14 protein-coding genes are annotated in these 14,511 nt (G+C 66.1%); 12 read left to right on the plus strand and 2 right to left on the minus strand.

The window, feature by feature from the left end:
* Positions 1-3 precede the first annotated feature (3 nt).
* Positions 4-723 (minus strand): PAS domain-containing protein, encoded by a 720-nt coding sequence (locus ACFO5X_RS25410; RefSeq protein ID WP_380722946.1) that lies wholly within the window; start codon positions 721-723, stop codon positions 4-6.
* A gap of 245 nt (positions 724-968) precedes the next feature.
* Between ACFO5X_RS25410 and ACFO5X_RS25415 the strand changes: the two genes are divergently transcribed.
* From ACFO5X_RS25415 to ACFO5X_RS25435, 5 genes are all read left to right on the plus strand, one after another.
* Positions 969-1,847: a YicC/YloC family endoribonuclease gene (locus ACFO5X_RS25415; RefSeq protein WP_380722948.1), complete on the plus strand. Its 879-nt coding sequence runs from the start codon at positions 969-971 to the stop codon at positions 1,845-1,847.
* A gap of 3 nt (positions 1,848-1,850) precedes the next feature.
* Entirely contained in the window at positions 1,851-2,492 is a 642-nt protein-coding gene (gene gmk, locus ACFO5X_RS25420) for a guanylate kinase (RefSeq protein ID WP_380722950.1), read from the plus strand.
* Positions 2,489-3,010, plus strand: a complete 522-nt coding sequence (locus ACFO5X_RS25425; protein ID WP_380722956.1) for a gamma carbonic anhydrase family protein — start codon at positions 2,489-2,491, stop codon at positions 3,008-3,010. The genes gmk and ACFO5X_RS25425 overlap by 4 nt, the downstream gene beginning before the upstream one ends.
* Positions 3,011-3,169: 159 nt before the next feature.
* Complete coding sequence (locus ACFO5X_RS25430; protein WP_380722960.1) at positions 3,170-4,357, plus strand: trans-sulfuration enzyme family protein; 1,188 nt, start codon at positions 3,170-3,172, stop codon at positions 4,355-4,357.
* Between the two features lie 3 nt (positions 4,358-4,360).
* A complete protein-coding gene (locus ACFO5X_RS25435) occupies positions 4,361-5,368 on the plus strand; it encodes a sensor histidine kinase (RefSeq protein WP_380722962.1) in 1,008 nt (335 codons plus the stop codon).
* Here the strand turns inward: ACFO5X_RS25435 and ACFO5X_RS25440 are convergent.
* The gene (locus ACFO5X_RS25440) at positions 5,365-6,276 is read right to left on the minus strand and encodes a LysR family transcriptional regulator (protein WP_380723250.1); all 912 of its coding nucleotides are present in this window, start codon (positions 6,274-6,276) and stop codon (positions 5,365-5,367) included. The genes ACFO5X_RS25435 and ACFO5X_RS25440 overlap by 4 nt on opposite strands.
* 96 nt (positions 6,277-6,372) lie before the next feature.
* Between ACFO5X_RS25440 and ACFO5X_RS25445 the strand changes: the two genes are divergently transcribed.
* The 7 genes from ACFO5X_RS25445 (at position 6,373) to ACFO5X_RS25475 (ending at position 14,504) form a co-directional block, all read left to right on the plus strand.
* Positions 6,373-7,605, plus strand: coding sequence for an acyl-CoA dehydrogenase (locus ACFO5X_RS25445; RefSeq protein WP_380722964.1), 1,233 nt, complete (start codon positions 6,373-6,375; stop codon positions 7,603-7,605).
* Between the two features lie 194 nt (positions 7,606-7,799).
* Positions 7,800-9,551, plus strand: coding sequence for a class I adenylate-forming enzyme family protein (locus tag ACFO5X_RS25450; protein WP_380722966.1), 1,752 nt, complete (start codon positions 7,800-7,802; stop codon positions 9,549-9,551).
* A complete protein-coding gene (locus tag ACFO5X_RS25455; protein WP_380722968.1) occupies positions 9,548-10,840 on the plus strand; it encodes a 3-hydroxyacyl-CoA dehydrogenase in 1,293 nt (430 codons plus the stop codon). The genes ACFO5X_RS25450 and ACFO5X_RS25455 overlap by 4 nt, the downstream gene beginning before the upstream one ends.
* A complete protein-coding gene (locus ACFO5X_RS25460; protein WP_380722970.1) occupies positions 10,840-11,619 on the plus strand; it encodes an enoyl-CoA hydratase-related protein in 780 nt (259 codons plus the stop codon). The genes ACFO5X_RS25455 and ACFO5X_RS25460 overlap by 1 nt, the downstream gene beginning before the upstream one ends.
* A gap of 23 nt (positions 11,620-11,642) precedes the next feature.
* The gene (locus tag ACFO5X_RS25465) at positions 11,643-12,953 is read left to right on the plus strand and encodes an acyl-CoA dehydrogenase family protein (protein WP_380722972.1); all 1,311 of its coding nucleotides are present in this window, start codon (positions 11,643-11,645) and stop codon (positions 12,951-12,953) included.
* An 8-nt stretch (positions 12,954-12,961) separates the two neighbouring features.
* A complete protein-coding gene (locus tag ACFO5X_RS25470; RefSeq protein ID WP_380722974.1) occupies positions 12,962-13,726 on the plus strand; it encodes an SDR family NAD(P)-dependent oxidoreductase in 765 nt (254 codons plus the stop codon).
* Positions 13,727-13,736: 10 nt separating this feature from the next.
* Positions 13,737-14,504: an SDR family oxidoreductase gene (locus ACFO5X_RS25475; RefSeq protein ID WP_380722976.1), complete on the plus strand. Its 768-nt coding sequence runs from the start codon at positions 13,737-13,739 to the stop codon at positions 14,502-14,504.
* Positions 14,505-14,511: the final 7 nt, after the last annotated feature.

Below are 14,511 nucleotides of genomic sequence, written 5' to 3' on the forward strand. Positions count from 1 at the left end.
CGATCACTCCGTGGTCACCAGCCGCAGATGCGGGGCGCGGCCGCGCAGGCGGGTCTTGGGTTCGGCCAGGCCGGGCAGCGACACCGGGCCCTGGGGCGGGGGGAAGGCGCCCGAGGGCACGGGACGTAGCGGCTCGGCCGCGGGGTCAGCTTCATAGCGTAGCCCCGACACGGGACGGAACTGGGTCGAGGTGACATCGAACCGGTTCAGCGCGCCGTCGTCGTCGCAATCCGAAACCACGACCCCGAGCGCCCGGTTGATATCGCCCAGATCGTTCTTCAGCGGCAGAAGGATCATCTGCGCGCTGATCGGGCGGCGGCCATAGCGCGGCTCGCTGGTCAGACTTAGCTCGGCCACGGCCGGCGTCTCGAACACATGCTCCAGCGCGGCTGCGACATTGGCGCGCGAGATCGGCGCAAACAGGGCGCTCACGGGCATCCCCCGCACCTCCATTCCGCATAGCAGCGACAGGTGCTGGCCGGCGAGGCGGAACCGGGCGATCCCGGGCGCGACATATTCCAGGATAAAGGCGTATTCGAGCAGGTTCTCCAATCCGCGCGGGTCGATCTGCGACCGACGGGGGATGCCCGGCCCGTCGCGTAGCGCCGACCAGTAGGCCTCGGCCTGACGGATCGGCGATAGGCCCGGGCCTCCCCGGAACCGCTTGAACGTCACAACCTTCTCGGCGTCGGGACCGGCAGGATTGCCATGGTTCGTGATCATGATCATCTCCAAAGGGTGCCCGGCCGGGAGACCGACGCGTCACCCGCTTCGAAACATTTACTTCATATTGGTTAGCTGAGTCTTAATATGGCACATTTGAGTCATTCCGCGCATAAAACCTTTACCATTGGTTAACGTGGCAGAGGTGGTGCGGGGTTGCCCTTGGGCGCCAAAGCGCTTTAGGTGCCCCTGCGCGGCCGGACCCGTGCGGGATGCCTTGGACAGGGAGCCAGATGATCGTTTCTATGACCGGATTCGCCTCGGCCAAGGGCGCCTTGGGCGCCTATGGCTGGGCCTGGGACCTGCGCAGCGTGAACGGCAAGGGGCTGGATCTGCGGCTGCGCGTGCCCGACTGGCTGGACGGTCTCGAGGGCGCATTGCGCACCGAGCTGTCGAAATCGGTCACCCGGGGCAACATCACCCTCTCGCTGCGAATAGGCCGTGACGAGACGGCGGGCACCCTGACGCTGAACACCGCGACCATGGGCGTGGTTCTGGACGCGCTGCACGAACTTGAGACCGAGGCGCTCGCGCGCGGCATGACCCTCGCCCCGACCACCGCGGGCGAGCTGCTGGCGCTGCGCGGCATGCTGGAACCCGGCACCGGCGCCGAGGACACTGCCCCGCTGGTCGCGCGGCTGATCGCCGAGTTTCCGGCACTGGTGGCCGATTTCGTCGCCATGCGCCGTGAAGAGGGCGCCGCGCTGTCCAACATCCTGACCGAACAGCTGGCCCAGGTCGAAACGCTGACCGCCCGCGCCGCCGAACTGGCCGAGGCGCGCAAGGCGGCCAGCGCCGAGGCGTTGAAGACCAACCTGGCCCGCGTTCTCGACAGTGCCGGCGGCGCCGATCCCGACCGGGTCGCGCAGGAACTGGCGCTGCTGGCCGTCAAGGCCGATGTCACCGAGGAGATCGACCGCCTGGGCGCCCATGTGCGGGCCGCCCGCGGCCTGCTGCGCGATGGTGGCGCGGTGGGGCGCAAGCTCGATTTCCTGATGCAGGAATTCAACCGCGAGGCCAACACCCTCTGCTCCAAGTCGCAGTCGAGCGAACTGACGGCGGTGGGGCTGGAACTGAAGGCCATCATCGACCAGATGCGCGAGCAAGTGCAGAACGTGGAGTAAGGGATGGCGGAACGGCGCGGTCTTCTGATCATCCTGTCCAGCCCCTCGGGCGCGGGCAAGTCGACGCTGGCCTGGCGGCTGCGCGAATGGGATCCCTCCATCGCCTTTTCGGTCAGCGCGACCACCCGCGCGCCGCGCCCCGGTGAACGGGACGGGCGGGAATACCACTTCGTCACCGAAAGCGCCTTCAAGACCCAGGTGGCCGAGGGCGGGATGCTGGAACATGCTCATGTCTTCGGCAACTTCTACGGCTCGCCCCGCGCGCCGGTCGAGGCGGCGATCAGCGCCGGGCGCGACGTGCTGTTCGACATCGACTGGCAGGGCGCACAGCAGATCCAGAACTCGGCCCTGGGGCCGCATACGCTGTCGATCTTCCTGCTGCCCCCATCGATTGCCGAGCTGAAACGACGGCTGGTTTCGCGCGGGCAGGACACCGAGGACACCATCGCGCGGCGGATGCAGAAAAGCTGGGACGAGATCAGCCACTGGGGCGGTTACGACTTCGTGCTGGTCAACGACGACCTGGACGCGACCGAGGACAAGCTCAAGACCATCGTCACCGCGACGCGCCTGCGCCGCCTGCAGCAACCGGGGCTGACGGACCATGTCCGCGCGCTCCAGACAGAATTCGAGGAGCTGTCATGACCCTTTACGCCCTGGGCCGCCACACCCCCCAGATCCATCCCGACACCTGGATCGCGCCCGACGCCAACCTGATCGGCCAGGTGGTGATGGAAGAGGGATCCTCGGTCTGGTTCGGCTGCACCATCCGTGCCGACCACGAGGTGATCACCATCGGCAAGGGGTCGAACGTGCAGGAGAACTGCGTCATGCACATCGACGCGGGCTTTCCCCTGACCATCGGCGAGAACTGCACCATCGGGCACAAGGTGATGCTGCACGGCTGCACCATAGGCGACAATACCCTGGTCGGCATGGGCGCGACGATCCTGAACGGCGCGAAGATCGGGAAGAACTGCCTGATCGGCGCCGGCGCGCTGGTGACCGAGAACAAGGAAATTCCCGACAATTCGCTGGTGATGGGCGCCCCCGGCAAGGTGGTGCGCGAGGTCGACGAGAAGGCGCTCGCGCGGATCATCCTGGGCGCCAAGCACTATCAGGAGAACATGCGCCGTTTCCGCGACGAGATGCGCGCGCTCTGATCCCGGCCGGGGCAGGGGGCTCTGCCCCCGCCGCCTGCGGCGGCCCCCCCGAGGTATTTGGAAACCAGAGAAGGGCAGGGCCGCGGCGCCATCCACAGGCTTGCCGGGCGGGCGCCGGCGGCCTACACCTCGCGCGACTCTGTTCGAAAGGTTCCGTCCATGAAGAATTCGCGTGGCTCGATCGTCCGCCCGTATCCGCTGCCGGAAAGTGCGAGCCGCCCTGTGGTGACGCCGCTGTCGCCCTCGGTGGTCTATGCCTCTGACACGCCCGATGCGCTGGATGCGCAATACGAGGGACGGGTGCACGGCTATACCTATTCGCGCGAAGGCCATCCCAACGCCGATGTGGTCGGGGCCAAGCTCGATGCGATGGAAGGCGTCGGCGGCGGGGTTGTCACCGGCTCGGGCATGGCGGCGGTCTCGGCGGTGCTGCTGGGGTTGCTGAAAGCGGGCGATCACGTGATCGGCGGCAACCAGCTTTACGGCCGCTCGCTGCGGATGATGAAGGAGGACCTGCCGCGCCTCGGGATTGCCACCTCGATGGCCGATCCGGGCGACGTGGGTGCCATTGCGGCGGCGATCCGGCCCGAAACCCGGCTGATCCTGGTCGAGGCGGTGTCGAACCCCACGCTGCGGGTGGCCGATATCGACGGACTGGCGAAGCTGGCCAGGGAGCACGGCATCCTGCTGGCCGTCGACAATACCTTCACCACGCCGCGCGCCTTCCGCCCCTTCGAACATGGCGCGGATATCGTCATCCATTCGATCACCAAGCTGCTGGCCGGGCACTCCGACGTGATGCTGGGCTGGGTTGCGGCCAAGGACCCGGCGCTGGCGCAGCGGCTGCGCGTCTTCTCGGTGACCGCCGGGCTGACCGCCAGCCCCTTCGACTGCTGGCTGGCCGAACGCGGGATGCTGACCTTCGATCTGCGCTTCGAGCGGGCGCAGGCCACCGCCGTGGCGCTGGCCGACCGTCTGGCGACCCTGCCCGGCGTGAAACGGGTGATCTATCCGATGCGCGCCGACCACCCCGACCACGCCCGCGCGAAGGCGCTGCTGCAGGGGCAGGGGTGCAACATGGTGAGTTTCGAGCTGAACGGCGGGCGCGAGGCGGCCAATGCCTTCACCCGTGCCGCCGACGGGCTGAGCTTTGCCCCGACGCTGGGCGATGTCGGCACCACGCTGTCGCACCCGGCCTCCTCGTCCCACCGGGCGCTGACGGTGGAGGAACGCGCCGCGCTGGGCCTCTCCGAAGGTTTCTTCCGCGTCTCGGTCGGCCTGGAGGAGCCCGAGGCGCTGCTCGCGGTCTTCACAGAGGCGGTGGCCGCCGCCGTGCCCGGGGCCTGAGCCATGGCGGAGATCGCGGGAGACCTGCTCGAAGCTTTGCCGGTGCCGGCGCTGCTGATCGGCCGGGACGCCCGCATCGCCGCCGCCAATGCCGCGGCCAGGGCGCTGTTCGGCCAGAACATCGTCGACCGCCACCACGACGCCATCCTGCGCCAGCCCGACATGGCCCGCACCATTGCCGCCAGCATGGCCGACGGCCAGCCCCGGCAGGTGCGGATGCCCGGCAGCGAGGGCGCGCAGGCGACCCTGTGGGAGGCCTCGTGCCGCCCCGCCGGCACGGCCGGGGCGCTGCTGGTTACGCTGCTGGACGCGACGCCTCTGGAACAGGCCGTGCAGATGCGCCGCGATTTTGTCGCCAACGTCAGCCACGAGCTGCGCACGCCGCTGACCGCGCTGCTGGGCTTCATCGAAACCCTGCGCGGCGCCGCCTCGCGCGATCCTGCGGCGCGCGAGCGGTTTCTGGGCATCATGGGCAACGAGGCGAACCGGATGAACCGGCTGGTCGGCGACCTGCTGTCGCTCAGCCGGGTGGAATCGCAGGAACGAATCCGCCCGAAGGATGCGGTGGATCTGGGCGCGCTGCTGACCGACGTGCTGAAGGCGCTGAGACCGCTGGCCGACGATTCGAAGGTCGCCTTCGACTTCACCCCGCCACAGGTCGCGGTCACGGTGCCGGGCGACGCCGACCAGCTGCGGCAGGTCTTCACCAACCTGATCGAGAACGCGATCAAATACGGCAGTTCCGGCGGGCTGGTCACGGTCACGCTGACCGGCGATAGCGAGGCGCGCGTCAGCGTGTCCGACAAGGGCCCCGGCATCGACCCGGTGCACCTGCCGCGCCTGACCGAGCGCTTCTACCGCGCCGATACCCATCGCAGCCGGATGCTGGGCGGCACCGGGCTTGGCCTCGCCATCGTCAAGCATATCGTGAACCGCCACCGCGGGCGGCTGAAGGTCGAGAGCGAGCCGGGGCAGGGCGCGGTCTTTACCGTGGCGCTGCCCTTCGCCTAGCGCGGCAGCGGATCCTCGGGTTCGGCCTGTCCGGCCAGCCAGTCGCGGAAGGCGGCCAGCGAGGCGTCGCGCGCCCGTGTCTGCGGCCAGACCAGCCAGTATGCGCCGCGCGCCTCGACCGCCGGCCCGCAGAGCGCGACCAGCCGGCCGGTGGCGACCTCTTCCTCGACCAGATAGTCGGGCATGAGCGCCACGCCCAACCCGTGCAGGGCGGCCTGAGTGATGGTTGAGAATTGGTCATACATCGTGCCGGGCAGGGCGCGGGCGGGCCGCGCTCCCTTGGCGGTGAACCAGTCGGCCCAGGCGTTCGGCCGGGTCTGGATGTGCAGCAGCGGCAGTTTCAGCAGGGACGCCGGGTCGGGCACCCCGCGCCCCTCGATCAGCGCCGGCGCTGCGACGGGCAGCAGCGCCTCGTGCTTGAGCAGCAGGCGGTCGGTGCCGGGCCAGTCACCAAGGCCATAATGCAATGCGGCATCAAAGGGTTCCGATGCAAAGTTGAAGGGCGCCAGCCGTGTCGACATGTTCAGTGTGACGCTTGGGTGCAGCCGGGCGAAGGCGGGCAGGCGGGGCATCAACCAGCGCATTCCGAAGGTCGGCAGGATCGCCAGGTTCAGCGTTCCGCCCATCGGCGCGACCTGCAACCGCAGCGAGGCATTGGCGATCTGCATCAGCGCATTGCGCACCTCGGCGACGTAATCCTGCGCTTCGGGAGTCAGGGTCAGCCGCTTTTGGCCACGCTCGACCAGTTCCATCCCCATCTGGCGTTCCAGCGCCTGCAGCTGCCGGCTGACCGCGCTTTGCGTCAGCGACAGTTCTTCCGCCACCGCCGAGGCACTGCCAAGACGGTCGAGCGCTTCAAGCGCCCGCAACGAGGAGATCGAGGGCAGGAGTCGGCGGGGCGCGAGCATGTATGCCATTAACTCATGAATCCGTGCAAAAGTCTTGCTGTTTTTTCGGCCGTTCAAATCCTAGACTGCGGCAAATCCCAAAAGGAGGAGTCTGAGATGAACGCCCCAAGCACCCCGAAGCCCGCGCTCAAAGCCAAGGACGCGCCCGATCTGGGCCGGTTCGAATGGTCCGACCCGCTGCGCCTGGACGACCAGCTGAGTGAGGACGAACGGATGATCGCCGACTCCGCGCGCGCCTATGCACAGGAAAAGCTGATGCCGCGCGTGACCAAGGCCTTTGCCGAAGAGGGCGTGGAGCCGGAAATCTTCCGCGAGATGGGTGAGATGGGCCTGCTGGGCGTCACGGTCCCCGAGCAATACGGCGGCATCGGCGCGGGTTATGTCAGCTACGGGCTTGTGGCGCGCGAGGTTGAGCGTGTCGACTCGGGATATCGCTCGATGATGTCGGTGCAGTCCAGCCTTGTGATGTATCCGATCTATGCCTACGGCTCGGAAGAGCAGCGGATGAAGTATCTACCCAAGCTCGCCAGCGGTGAATTCATCGGCTGTTTCGGCCTGACCGAGCCTGACGCCGGCAGCGATCCGGCCGGAATGAAGACCCGCGCGGTCAAGGCCGAGGGCGGCTACCGGCTGACCGGCTCGAAGATGTGGATCTCGAACGCGCCGATCGCGGATGTCTTCGTGATCTGGGCCAAGTCCGAGGCGCATGGCGGCAAGATCCGCGGCTTCGTGCTGGAGAAGGGCATGAAGGGGCTGAGCGCACCGAAGATCCAGAACAAGATGTCGCTGCGAGCCTCCGTGACCGGCGAAGTCGTGATGGACAACGTCGAGGTCGGCGAGGATGCGCTGCTGCCGCATGTCGAGGGGCTGAAGGGTCCGTTCGGCTGTCTGAACCGCGCACGCTATGGCATCAGCTGGGGCGCGATGGGCGCGGCCGAGGCATGCTGGCACGCAGCGCGGCAATACGGGCTGGACCGCAAGCAGTTCAACAAGCCGCTCGCGCAGACGCAGCTGTTCCAGAAGAAGCTGGCGGACATGATGACCGAGATTTCGCTGGGCCTGCAGGCATCCTTGCGCGTCGGCCGGCTGATGGACGAGGCCAAGGCCGCGCCGGAGATGATCAGCATCGTCAAGCGCAACAACTGCGGCAAGGCGCTGGATATCGCGCGCATGGCCCGCGACATGCACGGCGGCAACGGCATCAGCCTCGAATTCCAGGTGATCCGCCACATGGTGAACCTCGAGACGGTGAACACCTACGAGGGGACGCATGACGTGCACGCGCTGATCCTGGGCCGCGCGCAGACCGGGCTGCAGGCATTCTTCTAAAGGCTATGGGCGGTTCCTTCGGATGGGGGAGCCGCCTTTGTCACCATCCTATAATCGCATAATCAGTATTATGTTAATATCCGATATGCGGAAACATATTCCGACAAGCGGCATTGGCACCCCCGGCAATCCGTTCTAACATTTTCCCGAGGGAGAGTCGCGGGCCGCACAGGCCTCGCTGCCGAGGGAGGATCATGAATGGCCAGGCGCTTGGGCCCGACATACGGGCACGTCCGGGGTTTGCCCCTTTGACCGGCATGACGCTGGCGCAGGCCGTGACGCATGTCACCACAACCAATCCGCTTTACGCGGTGACCGAAGCCGACATTCGCGGACAGCGCTACAAGACCTTCGCCAATATTCCCGGCACGACGCGCGCGCTGCTGCAATGGTCGGAAACGCCGCAAGCCGGGTTTGACGACTATCTGGTTTTCCACGACGAGCGCTGGAGTTACACGGCCTTCTGCAATGACGTGCGCCGCACCGCCGACGCCTTGCAGAAGATCGGAGTCACCCAGGGCACGCCGGTCGGCATTGCCATGCGCAACTGCCCCGAGCTGCTGATCCTCTTCATGGCCATCAGCTCCATGGGCGCCGTGGCGGTCTTTCTGAACGGCTGGTGGACAACGCCCGAGCTGGATTATGCGCTGAAGGACAGCGCGGCAAAGCTGGTCTTTGCGGATGGCGAGCGCATCCGTCGCATGACGTCGCTGATCGAACCGCTGGGGCTGCACCTGATCGGCGTGCGCGACGGCGCCGAACTCGCGCCGTCGTTCGACGCCTTCAAGGCCACCGGATCGCATGTGAACTGGCCGGCGCAAGCCCTTGATACAGATGACGATATGGCCGTCATGTACTCCTCGGGCACGACCGGTCATCCGAAGGGAGTCGTGCTGACCCACCGGGGCGCGATGACCGCCGTCTTCACCTGGCTGATGCAGGGTGAACTGGCCGCGCTGGTCACCCCGCCGCCGCCGGATGCGCCCCCTGCCCTCAGACCCTGTTTCCTCGTGGTTACACCGCTGTTCCACGTCACCGCCTCGCATCCGATGTTCCTGCTCAGCCTCGCGGCCGGCGGCAAGCTGGTCGTGATGGACAAATGGGATGCCGACAAGGCCGTCGACCTGATCGAAAGCCTGCAGGTCACGCGCTTCCTTGGCGTTCCGACGCAAAGCGCCGACCTGATCCATGCCGCAGCCCGCAAGGATGCGGCGCTGTCCTCGCTGATCTTTGTCGGCGCCGGCGGCGCCAAGCGGCCCGCGGCGCAGGTCGAAGGTCTGGCGCGGGCGATCCCCTCGGCGCAGATCGCCACCGGCTGGGGCATGACCGAGACCAACGCCAATGGCATCGGCATGGCCGGCCCGGACTATGTCGCGCGCCCCGGCGCCTGCGGCCGGCTCTATCCGCCGGTGCAGGAGTTGCGCTTTCTGGACGATCAGGGGCGCGATGTGCCGTCCGGAGAGATCGGAGAAATCACGGTAAGAAGTCCTTCCAACATGCGGTGCTATCTCAATAAACTCGAGGCGACGGCCGAAACCATGCAGGACGGCTGGCTGCGCACCGGCGACCTGGGCTTCATCGACGCCGATGGGATCGTCACTATCGTCGACCGCAAGAAGAACATCATCATCCGCGGCGGCGAGAATATCGCCTGTCTGGACGTCGAAGGCGCGCTGCACCGCCATGTCGCGGTGGCCGAGGCCTGTGCCTTTGCCATCCCTCACGACCGCCTGGGCGAGGTGGTGGGCGCGGCCGTGACGCTGCATCCGGGCGCGCGCGTCAGCGAAGAAGAGCTGATCGCCTTTTTGCAAAATCAGATCGCAAGGTTCAAAGTGCCCGAGCGCATCTGGCTGCACACGAGCGCCCTGCCCCGTGGCACCACCGACAAGCTGGACCGGCGCAGCATCCGAACCGCCTGTCTTGAACAGATGAAGGAGACGACATGACCGCCCCGAACACAAGCGACACCGCCAATTACATTGCCGAGGCCGGCAAGGCCGCCTGGGAGGTGCCGGGCCTGGACGAGTCGACCCCGCGCCGCGAGATCAGGACCGTCGGCATCATCGGCGCCGGCACCATGGGCGGCGGCATCTCGATGAACTTCGTCACCGCCGGCTTTCCCGTGACCATCGTCGAGACCAAGGCCGAGGCGCTGGAGCGCGGCCTGGGCGTGGTGCGGCGCAACTTCCAGAACAGCGCCGACAAGGGCCGCTTTCCGCAGGACGAGGTCGAGGCGCGGATGGGCAGGTATGACGGCAAGCTGTCGCTCTCTGATCTGGCGCAATGCGATCTGGTGATCGAGGCGGTATTCGAGGACATGGACCTCAAGAAAAAGATCTTCACCGAACTCGATCGGGTGATGAAACCGGGTGCGATCCTGGCGACCAACACCTCGGCCCTGGATATCGACGAGATCGCCAGCGTCACCAAACGGCCGCAGGACGTGATCGGCCTGCACTTCTTTTCGCCCGCCAATGTCATGAAATTGCTGGAAATCGTGCGCGCACGCGAAACGGCGGACGATGTGGTGGCGACCTGCATGGATCTGGCGAAGAAGATCAACAAGATTGCCGTGCTGGTCGGCGTCTGCCCTGGTTTCGTGGGCAACCGCATCCTCTTTGCGCGCCAGCGGCAGGCGAACAAGCTGGTCTATCGGGGTGTGATGCCCTGGGACGTGGACGCGGCGCTGAACACCTTCGGCTTCAAGATGGGGCCGTTCCAGATGTCCGACCTGGCCGGTCTCGACATCGGCTGGTCGAAGGGCGCCAAGACCGAGAACCCGATCCGCGACGCGCTGTGCGAAATCGACCGGCGGGGCCAGAAGACCGGCGCGGGCTATTACGACTATGACGAGAACCGCAAGCCGATCCCCTCGGACGTGACAGCCAGGATCATCCGCGACATCACCGGCGCAGAGCCGCGCAAGATGGAGCCGGACGAAATCACCGAGATCTGCATCTATCCGATGATCAACGAGGCGCTGAAGATCCTCGAAGAGAACAAGGCGCAGCGCCCCTCGGATATCGACGTGGTCTGGCTGAACGGCTACGGCTGGCCCGCCGACAAGGGCGGCCCGATGTGGTATGCCGATACCGTCGGCGCACCCGAGATCCTGGCGCGGATGGAGGCGTTGGGTAAAGAAGATCCCGCCTTCGCGCCGGCGGAACTGCTCAAGGATCTGGCCGCAAACGGCGGAAAATTCACGGAAATCGATACAGGAGGCCTGAAGGTCTGATGGCTTACGAATTTATCAAGACCGAGACGCGCGGACATATCCTGCTGGTCACCATGAACCGGCCCGAGGTCTACAACGCCGTCCACCTGCCGATGCATGAAGAGATGGCGGCCTGCTGGGATGCGTTCGCGGCGGACGAGAACCTCTGGGTTGCCGTGCTGACCGGCGCGGGCGACAAGGCCTTCACCGCGGGCAACGACCTGAAGGCGACGGCAAGCGGCGGCACGAAAAAGGGCCTGCCGGACAGCGGATTTGCCGGGCTGTCCTCGCGTTTCGACCTGGAAAAGCCGATCATCGCGGCAGTGAACGGGTTCGCCATGGGCGGCGGGTTCGAGACGGCCCTGTCCTGCGACATCATCCTGGCCTCGGATCAGGCGAAATTCGCCCTGCCCGAGGTCAAGGTCGGCTTCTTCGCCTCGGCCTCGGGCGTACAGCGCCTCAGCCGCTACATCGGCCGTCTGGCCGCGCAGGAGATGATGATCACCGGCCGCACGATCCTCGCGGACGAGGCGTTGCGGTTGGGCTGTGTCAACGAGGTGGTGCCGCATGCCGAACTGATGGACCGCGCAATGGCGCTGGCCGAACAGATCTGCACCGTGTCCCCCTCTTCGGTGAAGGCGACCAAGCGGATCCTGAACAGTATGGCGGTCGCCGACGGTCTGCCCGAAAGCCTGATGTTTTCGCGCGAGGTGCAACGCGATCTGGCCCAGACCGAAGACTTCAAGGAAGGCGTCCAGGCCTTTGTCGAAAAACGTAAACCCGAATGGAAAAACCGCTGAAACGGTGAAAGGAAGACGCTGATATGTCGATGGCGAAACACCCCCCTGAACTGAACGACCTGAGGATGTCCGAAAAGGCCCGGCCGCTGCTGGATGCCGTGGTCAAGCACATCACCGAGAACGTCGACCCGATCACCGAGGAATTCTACCGTCTGGGCGAAGGCCGCGCCGACCGCTGGTCCTATGCGCCGGGCCAGCTGGAACTGCTGCAGACCGCCAAGGACAAGGCGCGCGCCAATGGTCTCTGGAACTTCTTCCTGCCCAACGCCGAAACCGGCGAGGGGCTGAGCAACCTCGACTACGCCTATATCGCCGCCGAACTGGGCAAGAACCCGCTGGCCTCGGAAACGCTGAACTGCTCGGCGCCCGATACCGGGAACATGGAGGTTCTGGAACGCGTCGGCACGCCGGAACAGAAGGAAAAGTGGCTGAAGCCCCTGCTCGCCGGCGAAATCCGCTCGGCCTTTGCGATGACCGAGCCGAATGTCGCCTCGTCGGACGCAAAGAACATCTCGACCTCCGCCGTTCTGGAAGGCGACGAATGGATGATCAACGGCGAGAAATTCTATATCTCGGGCGCGGGCGATCCACGCTGCAAGATCATGATCACCATGGTGAAAACCTCACCCGACGCCGAACCCTCCAAGCAGCAGAGCCAGATCCTCGTGCCGATCGACGCCAAGGGCGTCAAGATCATCGGGCCGATGCGTGTTTTCGGCCATGACGACGCGCCCCACGGCCACATGCACATCAAGTTCGACAACGTGCGCGTGCCCAAGGAAAACATCCTGCTGGGCGAAGGCCGCGGCTTCGAGATCAGCCAGCTGCGTCTCGGGCCGGGCCGGATCCACCACTGCATGCGCTCCATCGGCGCCGCCGACAAGGCGCTCGACATGATGATCGACCGCGCCATCAGCCGGAAGGCGTTCGGCAAACGCATCGTCGACCTGGGCAAGAACATGGAGACGATCAGCCGTGCGCGCATCGACATCGAGGCGATGCGGATGATGGTGCTCAAGGCCGCCCGCGCGATGGACGTGCTGGGCAACAAGGAGGCGCGCATCTGGGTCTCGGCGATCAAGGCGATGGTGCCCGAACGGGCCGCGCAGATCATCGACCAGGCGATGCAGGTTCACGGCGCCGCAGGCCTGTCGCAGTGGTTCCCTCTGGCCGAGATGTATGTCGGCCAGCGCACCCTGCGCTTTGCCGATGGACCGGACGAGGTGCACCACAACGTGGTCGCCCGCGCCGAGGTCAAGTCCTTCGAGAACTCCAACGACCGCAAGGCCCGTGTGCGCGGCGCGAGCGGCGGACGCATGTTCGAGGGGCCGTGATGGCGGGCATGTTCGATCTGACGGGGCGCGTCGCACTGCTGACCGGCGCGTCCAAGGGCATGGGGCTGGCGATGGCGACCGCCCTCGCCCACCATGGCGCAAAGGTGGTGATCTCGGCGCGCAAGCAGGATCAGCTCGATCTGGCGGCGGCCGCGATCAACGACGAGGTCGGGGCCGAACGTGCCACCGGCATCGCCTGCAACATCGGCTACAAGGACCAGCTTCAGGCGCTGGTCCTGCGCACCCGCGCCGAAGTCGGTCCGATCGACATCGTGGTCGGCAATGCCGGGGTCAATCCGTATTACGGGAAGACCTCGCAGATCCCCGATGATGCCTACGAGAAGACCATGAAGGCGAACGTGCAGGCCAATCTCTGGCTGGCCCAGCTTGCCGTTTCCGACATGGTGGAAAAGGGCAAGGGATCGATGATGTTCACCTCCTCCATCGGGGCGTTCAAGCCTTCCGAGATGCTGGGCACCTACGGCATGTCCAAGCTGGCCCTGATCGGTCTGGTGCGCAACCTCGCGGCCGAGTTCGGCCCCGCGGGTGTGCGGTTCAACGCGATCTGCCCGGGGCTGATCAAGACCGATTTCGCCCGCGAGCTTTGGGACAATCCCGAGGTCGAGACCCGGATCAAGAAGGACATCCCGCTGCGCCGACTGGGCGAACCGGACGATTTCGGCGGCCTCGCCGTCTATCTCGCCTCGGACGCCAGCCGCTACATGACCGGTCAGGCGCTGACCGTCTGCGGCGGCTCGAACATGTGGACCTGAGGAGACAGGCATGGAACTGAAGGACAAGATCATCGTCGTGACCGGCGCCGCCAGCGGCATCGGGCGGGCGATGGCGCTGCGCTTTGCCGCCGAGGGCGCCCGGAAGGTCGTCTGCGCCGACATGAACCTCGCCGGCGCCGAGGCCACCGCCAGCGAGATCGGCGGCGTTGCGGCCGAGGTCAATGTCGCGCGCGAATCCGAGATTGCGGGGCTGATCGACCGGGTGGAATCCGAAGTCGGCCCAATCGACCTGTTCTGCTCGAACGCCGGCATTCTCGTCGCCGGCGGCGCCGAGGTGAAGAACGACGACTGGCAGCGGATCTGGGAGGTCAACGTGATGTCCCATGTCTGGGCCGCACGTTACCTGATCCCGCGCATGGTCGAACGCGGCGGCGGCTATCTGCTGAACACCGCCTCGGCCGCCGGGCTGCTGAACCAGGTCGGCTCGGCGCCCTATGGCGTGACCAAACACGCCGCCGTCGGCCTCGCCGAATGGCTGGCGCTGACCCATGGCGATCAGGGCATCAAGGTCTCGGTGCTCTGCCCGCAGGCGGTGCGTTCGGAAATGACCCGCGGACACGAGGACGGCGTCGCCTCGATCAACGGGATGCTCGAGCCCGAGGTCGTGGCCGAGGCCTGCGTCCAGACGATCCGGGCCGAGACCTTCCTCGTGCTGCCCCATCCGGAAGTGCTCGGCTACATGAAGAACAAGGCCGAAAACTATGACAAGTGGATCGGCGGGATGAGGAAGCTCAACCGCGTCTACGGCAAGCTCTGAGCCCCCA

The sequence above is a fragment of the Seohaeicola nanhaiensis genome (assembly GCF_042654245.1).
GTDB lineage: Bacteria > Pseudomonadota > Alphaproteobacteria > Rhodobacterales > Rhodobacteraceae > Seohaeicola_A > Seohaeicola_A nanhaiensis.